This is a genomic window from Brevundimonas sp. EU05-FHT14B07, assembly GCF_058790795.1.
On record NZ_JBYTCZ010000002.1, the window covers coordinates 434582 to 446750 of the forward strand.

Annotated in this window: 15 protein-coding genes, 1 tRNA gene and 1 other RNA gene; 4 read left to right on the forward strand and 13 right to left on the reverse strand. The window is 66.0% G+C overall.

Features of this window, described 5'->3' with window-relative positions; all coding sequences use genetic code 11:
• Positions 1 to 253: 253 nt before the first annotated feature.
• From AC3WRC_RS06205 to AC3WRC_RS06245, 9 genes are all read right to left on the reverse strand, one after another.
• Positions 254 to 1030, reverse strand: coding sequence for a hypothetical protein (locus tag AC3WRC_RS06205; RefSeq protein WP_492303258.1), 777 nt, complete (start codon positions 1028 to 1030; stop codon positions 254 to 256).
• A gap of 74 nt (positions 1031 to 1104) precedes the next feature.
• Positions 1105 to 1923 carry a hypothetical protein gene (locus AC3WRC_RS06210; RefSeq protein ID WP_492303259.1) on the reverse strand — a complete coding sequence of 273 codons (819 nt, stop codon included), beginning with the start codon at positions 1921 to 1923 and terminating at the stop codon, positions 1105 to 1107.
• A 68-nt stretch (positions 1924 to 1991) separates the two neighbouring features.
• Positions 1992 to 2771 (reverse strand): hypothetical protein, encoded by a 780-nt coding sequence (locus tag AC3WRC_RS06215; protein ID WP_492303260.1) that lies wholly within the window; start codon positions 2769 to 2771, stop codon positions 1992 to 1994.
• A gap of 256 nt (positions 2772 to 3027) precedes the next feature.
• Positions 3028 to 3573, reverse strand: a complete 546-nt coding sequence (locus AC3WRC_RS06220) for a hypothetical protein (RefSeq protein ID WP_055754454.1) — start codon at positions 3571 to 3573, stop codon at positions 3028 to 3030.
• 441 nt (positions 3574 to 4014) lie between these two features.
• A tRNA-Gly gene (locus tag AC3WRC_RS06225) sits at positions 4015 to 4089 on the reverse strand.
• Positions 4090 to 4171: 82 nt separating this feature from the next.
• Positions 4172 to 5134: a TraB/GumN family protein gene (locus AC3WRC_RS06230; protein ID WP_492303261.1), complete on the reverse strand. Its 963-nt coding sequence runs from the start codon at positions 5132 to 5134 to the stop codon at positions 4172 to 4174.
• 44 nt (positions 5135 to 5178) lie between these two features.
• Entirely contained in the window at positions 5179 to 5376 is a 198-nt protein-coding gene (locus AC3WRC_RS06235) for a helix-turn-helix transcriptional regulator (RefSeq protein ID WP_055754453.1), read from the reverse strand.
• A gap of 3 nt (positions 5377 to 5379) precedes the next feature.
• Positions 5380 to 5838, reverse strand: a complete 459-nt coding sequence (locus AC3WRC_RS06240; RefSeq protein WP_055754452.1) for a hypothetical protein — start codon at positions 5836 to 5838, stop codon at positions 5380 to 5382.
• 85 nt (positions 5839 to 5923) lie between these two features.
• Positions 5924 to 7141 carry a DNA recombination protein RmuC gene (locus AC3WRC_RS06245; protein ID WP_055754451.1) on the reverse strand — a complete coding sequence of 406 codons (1218 nt, stop codon included), beginning with the start codon at positions 7139 to 7141 and terminating at the stop codon, positions 5924 to 5926.
• A 120-nt stretch (positions 7142 to 7261) separates the two neighbouring features.
• Here AC3WRC_RS06245 and AC3WRC_RS06250 point away from each other — a divergent pair, with 120 nt between their 5' ends.
• Entirely contained in the window at positions 7262 to 7624 is a 363-nt protein-coding gene (locus AC3WRC_RS06250; RefSeq protein ID WP_055754450.1) for a hypothetical protein, read from the forward strand.
• A 5-nt stretch (positions 7625 to 7629) separates the two neighbouring features.
• Here the strand turns inward: AC3WRC_RS06250 and recR are convergent, their stop codons facing one another.
• Positions 7630 to 8232: a recombination mediator RecR gene (gene recR / locus AC3WRC_RS06255; RefSeq protein WP_055754449.1), complete on the reverse strand. Its 603-nt coding sequence runs from the start codon at positions 8230 to 8232 to the stop codon at positions 7630 to 7632.
• Complete coding sequence (locus tag AC3WRC_RS06260) at positions 8232 to 8561, reverse strand: YbaB/EbfC family nucleoid-associated protein (RefSeq protein ID WP_492303262.1); 330 nt, start codon at positions 8559 to 8561, stop codon at positions 8232 to 8234. The genes recR and AC3WRC_RS06260 overlap by 1 nt, the downstream gene beginning before the upstream one ends.
• 157 nt (positions 8562 to 8718) lie before the next feature.
• Here AC3WRC_RS06260 and AC3WRC_RS06265 point away from each other — a divergent pair, with 157 nt between their 5' ends.
• On the forward strand, positions 8719 to 9333 hold the full coding sequence (locus tag AC3WRC_RS06265) for a malonic semialdehyde reductase (RefSeq protein WP_492303263.1): 615 nt from the start codon (positions 8719 to 8721) through the stop codon (positions 9331 to 9333).
• A 72-nt stretch (positions 9334 to 9405) separates the two neighbouring features.
• Here the strand turns inward: AC3WRC_RS06265 and AC3WRC_RS06270 are convergent, their stop codons facing one another.
• Positions 9406 to 10140, reverse strand: a complete 735-nt coding sequence (locus tag AC3WRC_RS06270) for a c-type cytochrome (RefSeq protein WP_039244051.1) — start codon at positions 10138 to 10140, stop codon at positions 9406 to 9408.
• A gap of 142 nt (positions 10141 to 10282) precedes the next feature.
• On the opposite strand from AC3WRC_RS06270, the gene AC3WRC_RS06275 reads away from it, so the two are divergent.
• Positions 10283 to 11005 carry a 3-deoxy-manno-octulosonate cytidylyltransferase gene (locus tag AC3WRC_RS06275; RefSeq protein ID WP_492303264.1) on the forward strand — a complete coding sequence of 241 codons (723 nt, stop codon included), beginning with the start codon at positions 10283 to 10285 and terminating at the stop codon, positions 11003 to 11005.
• Here the strand turns inward: AC3WRC_RS06275 and nudC are convergent.
• Positions 11002 to 11922: an NAD(+) diphosphatase gene (nudC, locus tag AC3WRC_RS06280; RefSeq protein WP_492303265.1), complete on the reverse strand. Its 921-nt coding sequence runs from the start codon at positions 11920 to 11922 to the stop codon at positions 11002 to 11004. The genes AC3WRC_RS06275 and nudC overlap by 4 nt on opposite strands.
• 47 nt (positions 11923 to 11969) lie before the next feature.
• Here nudC and ffs point away from each other — a divergent pair.
• Positions 11970 to 12065, forward strand: an RNA gene (gene ffs / locus AC3WRC_RS06285) — signal recognition particle sRNA small type.
• Positions 12066 to 12169: the final 104 nt, after the last annotated feature.

Below are 12169 nucleotides of genomic sequence, written 5' to 3' on the forward strand. Positions count from 1 at the left end.
CGCAACCGCAAGCACGCCGATCGCCAAGGCGACAGACCGGCCCCTGCGAAGGCTGAACGATGAAGACATTGTGCTACTTCCCCCGAAGACCGGTCTGACGCCGGCTTGAGATTCCCGTCGCGAGCCGCCGCGCCCAGGCTGCTGCAAGCGTCGCGCCAGCTTGACTTAAGTATGGCGTAACAATGGTGACTGAAACGCAAACAGGGGGGACATGCAGACCCCCCTGTCGCCGTTTCTCAAGACGTTCTGAAGATCAGAAGGCTTGGATGTTGACGCTCAGTTGGCCTTCATAGGCGCCGGCGAGCAGCGACTTGGACGGAACTGGGATGTTCACGTTCAGGGCCATGGCCGACTTCCAGGCGCCGTGGCTGGCGCTGGTGGAGTTGGCGTTGGCGGCCAGGTTGATGTAGTTTCCGTTGGTCGCGGCGGCCGTGGAGCCGACGGCGCCGGCGGTGTAGGTGCCGATGACCGAGTAAGGCAGGTTGGCCTGGAAGACGTTGGAGTCGTAACCGGCGCCCGAGTTGTTCACCAGGCCGCGGATGTCGTTCTTGGACACGGTGACGGTGTTCGACGTGTTGCAGCCGGCCAGGTTGGTGTCGATGGTGACGTTGGCCGGAGCGGTCATGTCAAAGGCGTTGGCCGGGCCGGTGTCGTCCGAGGCGTAGATGCCGATGGTGCCGAAGTCGATCGTGGTCGAGGCGTTGCCGGTGTAGTAGGCGCAGTCCGTCGACACAGCGCCCTTCAGGGTGAAGGTCGCGCCGTCATTGTTCGACGCCGTGCCGTTGTTGTTGGCTGCGCCGCCCGTGATCAGCAGCAGCGAAACGTCGCCCTGGTTGTTCGGGCCGTTGACGTAGTTTTGGGCCAGGTTCAGCTGGGCCGTGCCGGTATAGGTGCCGATGGTGCTTTGCGCATTGCCGTTGGCGTCATACGGGCCGCTGGCCGAGCCTTGATAGATCGGGTTGCCGGCCAGAGCCGGGGCGGCGGTCAGCGCCAGAGCGGCGACGCCGGCGAGAAGAGCTTGAAGCTTCACATTAGTTCTCCCTTTAACGAGAAGGGGGCGCCGACGCGGTGTCGACGCCCTTTGATCTCAAGACGTTCTGAAGATCAGAAGGCTTGGATGTTGACGGACAGCTGGCCTTCATAAGCGCCGGCGAGCAGCGACTTGGACGGAACGGGGATGTTCACGTTCAGGGCCATGGCCGACTTCCAGGCGCCGTGGCTGGCGCTGGTGGAGTTGGCGTTGGCGGCCAGGTTGATGTAGTTGCCGTTGGTCGCGGCGGCCGTGGAGCCGACGGCGCCAGCGGTGTAGGTGCCGATGACCGAGTAAGGCAGGTTGGCCTGGAAGACGTTGGAGTCGTAGCCGGCGCCCGAGTTGTTCACCAGGCCGCGGATGTCGTTCTTGGACACGGTGACGGTGTTCGAGGTGTTGCAGCCGGCCAGGTTGGTGTCGATGGTGACGTTGGCCGGAGCGGTCATGTCAAAGGCGTTGGCCGGGCCGGTGTCGTCCGAGGCGTAGATGCCGATGGTGCCGAAGTCGATCGTGGTCGAGGCGTTGCCCGTGTAATAGGCGCAGTCCGTCGACACAGCGCCCTTCAGGGTGAAGGTCGCGCCGTCGTTGTTCGACGCCGTGCCGTTGTTCGCGGCCGAGCTGCCCTGGATTAGGACCATCGACACGTTCTGGTTCGAGTTCGTGTGGATGCCTGCGGCCTGAAGACCAGCGAGATAGGGCGCAGCCAGAGGCTCGGAGGTTTCGTTGATGGTGGCGTTCGGGATCAGATAAACGCCGCCGGTGCCGGGAATGTTGATCACGGGACCAGCCGTGACGCCGGCCGTCGCCGAGGCGTGGTAAACGGTGCCGGCCATAGCGGGGGCGGCGACCATGGCCAGCGCAGCAGCGCCGGCAAGAAGAGCTTGCAGTTTCATGATGCTGTTTCCTTGAAGAAGGGAGGTGTCGGCCGCAGCCGACACCTTGGATCAAGACGTTCTGAAGATCAGAAGGCTTGGATGTTGACGGACAGCTGGCCTTCATAAGCGCCGGCGAGCAGCGACTTGGACGGAACGGGGATGTTCACGTTCAGGGCCATGGCCGACTTCCAGGCGCCGTGGCTGGCGCTGGTGGAGTTGGCGTTGGCGGCCAGGTTGATGTAGTTGCCGTTGGTCGCGGCGGCCGTGGAGCCGACGGCGCCAGCGGTGTAGGTGCCGATGACCGAGTAAGGCAGGTTGGCCTGGAAGACGTTGGAGTCGTAGCCGGCGCCCGAGTTGTTCACCAGGCCACGGATGTCGTTCTTGGACACGGTGACGGTGTTCGAGGTGTTGCAGCCGGCCAGGTTGGTGTCGATGGTGACGTTGGCCGGAGCGGTCATGTCAAAGGCGTTGGCCGGGCCGGTGTCGTCCGAGGCGTAGATGCCGATGGTGCCGAAGTCGATCGTGGTCGAGGCGTTGCCGGTGTAGTAGGCGCAGTCCGTCGACACAGCGCCCTTCAGGGTGAAGGTCGCGCCGTCATTGTTCGACGCCGTGCCGTTGTTGTTGGCCGAGCTGCCCGAGATCGTAATCAGCGAGGTGTTGCTGTTCAGGCCAGGGTTCAGCAGGTCGGCCACCAGAACGGCAGCCGTATTGTTGGTGGTGTTCTGGACAGTCACCGGGCCGACGAACGGGATGTTGACCGTCGTGTTGGTGGTCACCGAACCCTGATAGACCGTGCCAGCCATCGCGGGGGCGGCCATCATGGCGAGCGCGGCGGCGCCGGCCATCAGTGAAGCGAACTTCTTCATTTCAGTCTCTCCAAGCGAATGATTTCGCGAAAAATAGTCGATCGAGGCGGCAGTCCCTCCCCGTCCGATCTCGTCCAGTTAATCTTCCATTAACAACTGGTCAACAGTAAAAAACGCTGTTAGCTACGATTCAAGCATGTATTCGCGTAGAGCGCGAAATCTTTGTTTTGCTCATACAAAGCAAAAGTGCGTCTGCTTCTTCTTGAAGCAAACGCTACATCTATTCAGCATGCACGATTAACTTGATTGAAGACTTTCAGACGCGAGGCGTTACCGTCACGGTCAAGGTTTCGGTGTATTGACCAGCCAGAAGACCCGCCCCGGCAGGCTGACGCGTGCGGAATTCGATCTTGCCGCCGCCCGCGGCGATGCCGTCGCCGCTGCTCAGCATTCCCATATGATCGACGCTGCTGAAGCTGGCCTGTACCGTACGCGGCTCAGGCCGAAGCGTCGGAACGGTCAAGGTGACATCGTAGGGCAGCACGCCCGCGAACGGTCCTTCGCCCTGCGGCTTGGTGACGTGAGCCAGACCACCCCGCGCCGAGGTCACGCCCAGGTCGAATGGCACGTTGCAGTTCAGACCAAAGAGCGCGGTGGCGCGTTCGCCGCCCGTCAACTCGCCGAAATCGATATCTCCGCCGCCCTGGATTTCACACCGCGGCACGATCTGGCCGACAACGTTGACATTGAGCGTCTTGCCCACGTCGAGGTTGTCAGCGACAGGCTTTGCAAGGGTCGGCGATGCGACGGCGGATACGATCAGCGCAACGGCGCCGCTCAGCCGGCGGACCGACGCGCGCAAAGGCCTCGAAGAATTCTGCATTGCCCAACCCCGTTTCCGTCCCCAGGACGGCCCGTCACCCCTGACGGTTCGCCCCACCCCTTCCAAAAGCCATGCCACTCCGAATCGAGACGTTCGGCGACGGGCAGGCTTTGGTTAACAAACAGTTAACGGAGGCCGCTTTACGCCTAAGAGCGGCGGTATGCAATGTGTTTGCTGAACGCCGTTGTGCGTCAGGCCGCCGCAAGCGCGCGGCGTTCGCCGAACTTCGTCATCGTGTTCGGTGCGGCTCGGGCGGCGACGCCAGGCAGGGTGTTTCGGGGACGATCACGCGCGTCCCCAGCGTCCTATCTCGGGACAACCACCGCTAGCGCGCTGTCTCACAATGGCACACAAAATAGAGTGGCCGCAGGCGATGGCGCCGCTTCATAGCCAATGCGACAACGCGTCAAGGATCGGGATTGGAGCGGGTGAGGGGAATCGAACCCCTGACATTCAGCTTGGGAAGCTGACGTTCTACCTCTGAACTACACCCGCACAGAAAAAACGCCGGAGCGGCGTGCGCGCGCTCCGGCGTTGGTTGTTCTAGCCGCCGCAGCAGCCGCGCTCAAGGCAGAGGTTATTGCGCCGCTTCGACGGTGACGCCGCGCTTTTGCAGGATGGCCTGGACGCTGTCGTCGCCGGTCAGGTGGGCGGCGCCGACGGCGATGAAGGCGGTGCCGGAGCCTTCAAGCAAGGTTTGGATTTGGTTGGCCCAATCGGTGTTCCGATCGACCAGAATGGCCTGGTAGAGCGTCGGCGAAGCCTCTTTCATTTCCGTGATCGTGACGCGGTCCAGCGTCGCGACGTCGCCACGGGCCCAGGCCTCGACCATCTCATCCAGCTTTGTGGCGGCGTTCTCGTAGTCCTTCAGCGTCTCGCGCAGGAAGACCAGTTGCACGTCGTCGGGCATGCCGGCCAGGATGCCGACCTGTTTGTCGATGGTCTCGAAGCCGTGGATCGGCTTGCCGGCCGCCTCGGCGCGCGCCTTCAACACCAGTTCGACGCCCGACTTGGGGTCGTAGCCGGCCTTGATCAGCGGCGCGACCGACAGGCTGAGCGCCGCCAGCCAGGGCTTCATCGGCTGAAGCTGGGCGGCGGAGGCGCCCATGGCCTTGGCGGCCGCATCCAGTTCGGCGTTTTCTTCCGACGTCAGGCGGCTGGACAGGGGCGTCTCGGGCGACAGACCGTGCTGCTGGATCAGCGGCATGATGGCGGCCTGGTCATCCGGATTGCTGATCTCGAACCAGATGTCCGAGGCGCTGTCGAAGGCGGCCTCGACGCGGGGGCTGGCCCATCCGGTCGTCGGGCGAAGCACATGGACCGAGCCGAACAGATACAGCGTCGAGTCCGCATCCTTGACCACCCACAGAGCGGGACCTTCGCCTTGGATCGGCGCAGGGGCGGCAGGCGCGGCGGTCTGGGCCAAGGCGTCGGCTGGGACGCCGGCGATGGCGACGAATAGCGCCAGGCCGCCGGCGACGCCCACGGCGCCGCGCGCCAGGCTGGAAACGGACGACAGAAGGCGATCGGTGAAGGTCATGAGAGGTCTCGTTGTTGTCGAAAATGAAGGAGAAGAAGGACGGATCAGGCCTGATCGTCCGAGAAGATGGATTCGATGGGCTGGCCGAAGACGCGGGCGATCTTGAAGGCCAGCGGCAGCGAGGGGTCGTAACGGCCAGTCTCCAGCGCGTTCACAGTCTGGCGCGACACGCCCAGATGTTCGGCCAGCTGCGCCTGGCTCCAGTCGCGCTCGGCGCGCAGGACCTTGAGACGATTGTTCATGGGTCAGCCCCGCATCCGCGCCAGCCACCACCAGGCCCAGACAACGGTGTAGCCGATCAGCATGGGGGCGATCATCAAGGCGGCGCCGGCGGACACGTAATCGATGGGCGAACCGCCCGAGCCGATCTCGCGCGCGATAATGTCGCGCCACGGCCCAGCCGAGGACAGGATCAGGGCGACGCCGCTGACGCACATGCCGGCCGTGCCGCCCCAATACCAGGCCGCCTTGTGCGCCTCCCGCGCGGCCTCGTCGATCACGCGCATCCATTCGGCGCCGATCCACAAGGCGCCGGCCATGATGGCGGCGGCGAAGACTGCGGTCACGATCAGTTCGCCCATCTCGGGCGCAATCCATCCCGAACTGGAGGCGTAGCCGACCGCGATGCCGCCGAGGAAGGCGAACAGCAGGCCGCCGCCGAACGTGATCACCGTCGCCTTGATTACCGGCCGCCACTTGCGCATCAGTCAACACCCCTTGTCCTTTTGACAAGCTACATTGACATCACGACCACAGCGCTGTCAAGCGCCCTTTCCACAGAAAGACGCCCTAGTCGACCTTGGCGGCGGCGATCAGTTCGGGACGGGCGATGGCTCGGGGCGCGGTTTCAACCGGCGTCAGATCCGTCAACGCCTTGCCCTCATGGTCGACCTGCAGATCTTCGAACCGGCGGGCGGAGACCATGACCTGGCTCTCGAGCGAGCCGACGAACTGATTGTATTTGCCGACCGCCGTATCCAGCGCGCGTCCGACGGCTGAAGCATGACCGCCCATGACCGACAGCCGCTTGTAGAGCTCGCGGCCCAGGGCGGCGACCTTGTCGGCGTTGGCCGCCTGTTCTTCCGCGCGCCAGCCATAGGCCACGGCCTTGCACAGGGCGAACAGGGTCGAGGGGGTGACGATGACGACGCGCGAGGCCATCGCCTGGGTCATCAGGTCCGGCTCATGGTCCAGAGCCGTGACCAGGAACGCATCGCCGGGTACGAACAGGACCACGAAATCCGGGCTGGGCTTGAACTGATCCTGATAGGCCTTGGACGACAGCTGGCGCACATGGGTCTTCAGGCTGGCGGCGGTGCGCAGGCCGACCGAGCGAGCGCGCGCCTCTTCGTCGCCCTCCCCGTCGTCGAAGGCCAGCGGGACCTTGGCGTCGATCACGAACATGCCGCCGCCGGGCAGGCGGACAATGAAGTCGGGCCGGTTCTGGCGGCCCTCGTCGTCGGCGCTGGACGTCTGCTCGGTGAAGTCGAACCGCCCCGCCATGCCGGCGGCCTCCAGCACATTGCGGCAGGTCTGCTCGCCCCAACGGCCGCGACGGCCCGTATTGCCGCGCAGGGCTTCGGTCAGCTTGCGCGCCTCGTCGCGCGTGGCGGACGAGGCCGTCATCAGCTGGGCCAGTTGCTCGCGCAGCCCCCCGGTCTCTTCGGACCGCGTCTTCTCCAACGCGGCGACATGCTCCTGGAACTTGGTCAGGGTGTCGGCGACAGGTTTCAGCTGGGCGGCCATCCGCTCGCGCGCCAGCTGGTCCTGAGCGCGGAAGGTCTCGGTCGCGCGACTGACCATCTGATCCGCCACGACCTGGGCCGACTGCGCCGCCTGGGCCTTGAGCAGTTCGCCCATGGTCACACGGCTTTCCTCGACCAGATCGATGCGCGCCTCGGCCGCCGCCAGCGCGCCGCTCGTCTTCTGCCAGCCCATATAGGCCCACAGAAAACCGCCCGCGAACGCGGCGGCCAGGACAGCAAGGATCGGCACAAGCATGTTCATGCTCCGTTCCTAACGGGAGTCGCCTTCAATGAGAAGCGGGGCCCTTCCGGCGCCGCTTGTCCGGAACGTCGCCGTTGCGATGACGTTGGTGTCTCAGCCATTTGCACGAAGGACCCGCCCATGACCCCGGAAAAGCCCCACCGCCACGACACCGCCGCCGATGCGGTGCACGACGGCCGGCCGGTCGACGCCGAACTGGTGCGCAGCGGCCGCAAGAACCCGCGCATCGCCGTCATCCTGGCGGTTTCGACCCTCGCGGCCGCAGTGCTGCTGCTGGGACTGTGGTTCGTGACCAACGGCGCTTTCAACGCCAAGAACGCTGAGACGGGTCCTGAGGCCGCCGCCGCCGAGACCCAGGCGTTCGCGGGCGACAGCCAGACGCCGCCCGCCGCCGACGCGCCAACGGATTCGACGGGCCGCGCCGTCGCCACACCGACGGGCGAAGCGCCGAACGTCAACGCCCCGACGGTGCCTTCGAACTAACTCGGTCAGGCCGGGCGGCGGGCGCGAAGGGCCTGGACGATGGTGCCGTCGTCCAGCCAATCCAGTTCGCCGCCGACCGGCACCCCGCGCGCCAGCGAGGTGATCTCCACATCCGGCCCGGCGATCCGCTCAGCGACATAGTGGGCGGTCGTCTGCCCATCGACCGTGGCCGGCAGGGCCAGAACGATCTCGCGCACGCCCCCGCCCCTGACGCGCCCGACCAGTTCGGTGATCCGCAGATGCTCGGGCCCGACACCGTCGAGCGCGGACAGCAGTCCGCCAAGCACATGGTATTTGCCGCGAAAGGCGCCGGATCGCTCCATCGCCCACAGGGCGCCGGCCTCTTCGACCACGCAGATCAGACCATTGTCTCGCGATCCGTCCGAACAGATGGCGCAGGGGTCGCGCGTATCCGGCGCGCCGCAAACCGAGCACGACACGACCTTTTCCGCCGTCTCGGCCAGCGACGCCGCCAGCGGCACCAGCAACTGCTCGCGCCGCTTCAATAGAGCCAGCGCCGCACGCCGCGCCGAGCGTGGGCCCAGACCCGGCAGTTTGGCGAGAAGGGAGATGAGCCGTTCGATCTCCGGCCCGGCGGAGGCGGCCATCAGAACAGTTTCGGCATTCCGGGAATGTTCATCCCGGCCATGGGGCCTGCGGCCTCGCGCATCAGGGCGTTGTTCTGCTCATCCAGCTTGCGCTTGGCGTCGGTATGGGCGGCGACGATCAGATCGGCCAGGATCTCGCCCTCGCCCGGGCTCAGCAGGCTGTCGTCGATCTTGATGGCCGTAATCGCACCAGGGCCCTTGAGGGACACCGAGACGAGACCGCCGCCGGAGGAACCCTCGGCGATCGTTTCGGCCATCCTGGCCTGAGCGTCCTGCAGCTTTTGCTGCATCGCCTGGGCCTGCTGCATCAGTTGGGTCAGATCTTTCATGCCCTCTAGATAGGGCGAACAAAGCTCGGGCGACAGAGGGCTTGTGCTCAGTGCTCGATATCGAAACCGAGCATTTCGGGATTGGCGCTTGCGGCTGTTGCGAAACGACCTAATTAGCACCTGTCCTCGTTGCTATTTAAGTCAGGAACGCATTCCCATGGCCTATGACGCTACTCATCAACGCGACGTCCCGCTGTCGGACGCCGCCCTGTCGCAATTGTTCACCGAGGCGCGCACGCGCAACGGCTGGACCAACCGCCCCGTCGCGCCGGAACTGCTGCGCAAGCTGTATGACCTGACCAAGTTCGGGCCGACAGCGGTCAACGGGTCCCCCGCCCGCTTCGTCTTCATCACCTCTTCCGAGGCCAAGGCCCGCCTGATCCCGCTGATGAGCGAAGGCAATCGCGACAAGACGCAGCAGGCCCCGGTGACAGTGATCGTCGGTCAGGACATGGACTTCCACGACCATCTCGACGCCCTGTTCCCCCACGCGCCGGGCGCCAAGGCCTGGTTCGCAGACGAAGCCGGCCGGCGAGAGACCGCCTTCCGCAACGCCTCGCTGCAAGGCGGCTATCTAACCATCGCCGCCCGCGCCCTGGGCCTGGATGTCGGCCCGATGTCCGGCTTCGACGCCGCCGGCGTGAAGGCCGAGTTCTTCCCCGACAGCAATGTGGAGCCGAACTATATCCTCAACCTCGGCTATGGCTCGGACGAGAACCTGTTTCCACGCTCACCGCGCCTGTCGTTCGACGAGGCCGCGCAGATCCTCTGAGCCAAGCGCTCAGCCCGAAACGAAGAAGGGCGGCCCGTCGGGCCGCCCTTTTGTCGTTCATCGCCGGAACGATCAGGTGTTGGGCGGCGCAGACGCCGTCGCGGCGGGCGGGGCCGCCGGGGTCGCCTGAGACGCGGCGGGCGCGCCGGCGGCCGGGGTGGTCCCGGTCGCTTCGGTCGCTGCGGCGCCTTCGGTCACCGGGGCCTCGCCCGTCGCAGGCGCGCCGGCGGCCGGCGCGGCCGCACCAGGCTGACGGGTGGGATCCGGCGCCGGGATGGCGAAGCCGCCCGAGCCCTGCGTGCGCAGCCAGGCGATCAGATTGATGCGCGTCTGGGTGTCGCGGATGCCGGCGAAGGACATCTTGGTGCCGGGCACGTATTTGGCCGGGGCCGTGATGAAGCTGTTGATCTGGTCATAGCCCCAGGTCGGCGCCTCGGCCTTGTGCTTGGCCATGGCGTCGGAATAGGCGAAGCCCGGACGGTGCATGACTGGCCCGCCGACCACGCCCCACAGGTTCGGACCGATCTTGTCGGCGCCGCCTTGGTGCGCGTCATGGCAGGCTTGGCAACGCGCGAAGGCGGCCTCGCCGGCGGCCAGATCGGCGGTCGGCAGGACCGTGCCCCAGTCGGGCGCCAGTTCGGCGGCTTCACCGCCGGCGGCTTCTTCCGGCGCATCGACGAAATAGCCCATCTTTTCGGGGGCTTCCGAATGATAGACGAGGCCCGAGGCCTGCTGGACGACCAGGATGACGAACGCCGTCCCCAGAGCCGCGCCGAAAATCTTGTTCCACTTAAGATCGCCGCTCATACGCCTGGTCGTTTCCCTCTGCCGGCCGGGCCCCTCGAAAACACGCCCCGGACATAATCTTGCTTTGGCGTCTCTGGCACGGTAGCGCCGCCTTCGCAACCGGCCCAACGCGCGACGGGCCAGACAGGCGTCAGGGAAGTCGATGAATCCGTTGATAATGATACCGGCTCGCATGGCCGCGACCCGTCTGCCGAACAAGCCGTTGGCCCTGATCGGCGACACGCCGATGATCGTGCGCGCCTATCGCCAGGCCGAGGCCTCGGGCCTGCCGGTCGTGGTCGCCGCCGGCGATCCCGAGATCGTCGAGGCGGTGGAAGCCGCAGGCGGCCGCGCCGTCCTGACCGACCCGGCCCTTCCGTCGGGCTCGGACCGCATTCGCGCAGCAGTGGACGCCATCGACCCCGAAGGCGACTTCGACGCCGTCATCAACGTCCAGGGCGACATGCCCTTCGCCAGCCCCGGTCTGGCCGTCGCCTGCGCCGCCATTCTGCATGGCGAGCCGACATGCGACATCGCCACCCTGGTCGCCGCCGAGGCCGACGGGTCGGACCGGACCAACCCCGACGTGGTCAAGGCGGTGCTGGCGCTGGGAGAGGATCAGCGTCAGGGCCGCGCCCTCTATTTCACCCGCTCGACCCTGTACGGCGACGCCCCCGTCTGGCGCCATATTGGCGTATACGGCTATCGCCGCGAGGCGCTGAACCGCTTCTGCGCCGCGCCGCCGTCGCCGCTGGAAAAACGCGAGAAGCTGGAACAGCTGCGCGCCCTGGAAATGGGCATGCAGATCTGGGCCGCCGTCATCGACGAAGCCCCCCTGTCCGTCGACAATCCCGCCGACCTGGAGGCGGCGCGGGCGCTGGCCTAGACCTCGTCGACCCAGGCCTTGATCAGGCTGTGGGCGATGGCGAAGGGCGGCGGGGCCTGAATGCTCGGATGCTCGCCCGCCAGCACGGCGCGCGCCTCGGCCCGCGTCAGCCAGGCGACGGCTTCCAGTTCCGTCTGGTCCGGTTGCGCCTGATCGTCCGACACCTCCGCGATCAGGCCGATCATCAGTTGCGACGGAAAGGGCCAGGGTTGGCTGGAGTGATAGGCTGTGGCGATAACGGTCAGGCCGGCCTCTTCCTTCACCTCGCGGGCGCAGGCCTCCTCGATGGATTCGCCCGGTTCCAGGAACCCGGCCAGAGCCGACATCCGTCCGGCAGGCCAGGCCGCCTGCCGGCCCAGCAGGCAGATGGGCTCGGCCCCGCCTTTATAGACCGGCAGCATGATGGTGACCGGATCGACGCGCGGGAAATGTTCGGTCCCGCAGGCCGGGCAGATCCGCTTCCAGCCGCCCGACGCCGTCTCGCTCAGCGTGCCGCAGTTGGCGCAGAAGCCGTGTTTGCGGCGCCAGTCGAACAGGCTCTTGGCCCCGCCCGCGATCGCCGCATCCGCCGCCGGCAGGATCGCCGCCGCCGCGCGCATCTCTTGAAAGGCGCCCAGCCCGGCCAGCGGCCCATCGGTCGGATCGATGGAGCCTTCGAACTCGATGGCGAAGACGGGTTCGTCGTTCCACAGGCCCAGAAACGCCTCGCGATCGCGCACCAGAGCGCGCGCATGGCGCATCTGCAGCCACGCCAGCCTCGGCCCCTCGCCCGTCTCCTCGATCAGCGGCCGCCCTTCCCAGAGCACCAGGGCCTGGGCGTAGGGCTTGGCGGCCTGCTCGGCCAGCCAGTCGGGATCATTCCTCAGGTCCCCGGCCCGATCGAGCGGATTGCCGGCGAAGGTGTTGTGATGGGCCATGCGGGTTTGTAGCTCTTGATTCCAACCGCCGCACCCGTCATATCTCCGTTTGGAGATCGCGGGCGAAGGTTTCGCCAATCTGGTCAGGGCCGGAAGGCAGCAGCCACAACGAATTCCCCTTCGGGTCGCGGTCTCTACTTCCTCTTTTTTGCGCTAGCGCTCGCCGCACGGAGGCTCGCTGCTCGAGCGCGTTTGGCGCGCCATTTTTTGAACGCCAGGGCAGACGGTTGTGATACGCCACAACTTC

Coding starts and splice junctions, on each gene's coding strand:
- AC3WRC_RS06210 (WP_492303259.1), bottom strand. CDS start 1,923: ATGAAACTGCAAGCTCTTCTTGCCGGCGCTGCTGCGCTGGCCATGGTC.
- AC3WRC_RS06215 (WP_492303260.1), bottom strand. CDS start 2,771: ATGAAGAAGTTCGCTTCACTGATGGCCGGCGCCGCCGCGCTCGCCATG.
- AC3WRC_RS06230 (WP_492303261.1), bottom strand. CDS start 5,134: ATGACCTTCACCGATCGCCTTCTGTCGTCCGTTTCCAGCCTGGCGCGC.
- AC3WRC_RS06235 (WP_055754453.1), bottom strand. CDS start 5,376: ATGAACAATCGTCTCAAGGTCCTGCGCGCCGAGCGCGACTGGAGCCAG.
- AC3WRC_RS06240 (WP_055754452.1), bottom strand. CDS start 5,838: ATGCGCAAGTGGCGGCCGGTAATCAAGGCGACGGTGATCACGTTCGGC.
- AC3WRC_RS06245 (WP_055754451.1), bottom strand. CDS start 7,141: ATGAACATGCTTGTGCCGATCCTTGCTGTCCTGGCCGCCGCGTTCGCG.
- AC3WRC_RS06250 (WP_055754450.1), top strand. CDS start 7,262: ATGACCCCGGAAAAGCCCCACCGCCACGACACCGCCGCCGATGCGGTG.
- recR (WP_055754449.1), bottom strand. CDS start 8,232: ATGGCCGCCTCCGCCGGGCCGGAGATCGAACGGCTCATCTCCCTTCTC.
- AC3WRC_RS06260 (WP_492303262.1), bottom strand. CDS start 8,561: ATGAAAGATCTGACCCAACTGATGCAGCAGGCCCAGGCGATGCAGCAA.
- AC3WRC_RS06265 (WP_492303263.1), top strand. CDS start 8,719: ATGGCCTATGACGCTACTCATCAACGCGACGTCCCGCTGTCGGACGCC.
- AC3WRC_RS06270 (WP_039244051.1), bottom strand. CDS start 10,140: ATGAGCGGCGATCTTAAGTGGAACAAGATTTTCGGCGCGGCTCTGGGG.
- AC3WRC_RS06275 (WP_492303264.1), top strand. CDS start 10,283: ATGAATCCGTTGATAATGATACCGGCTCGCATGGCCGCGACCCGTCTG.
- nudC (WP_492303265.1), bottom strand. CDS start 11,922: ATGGCCCATCACAACACCTTCGCCGGCAATCCGCTCGATCGGGCCGGG.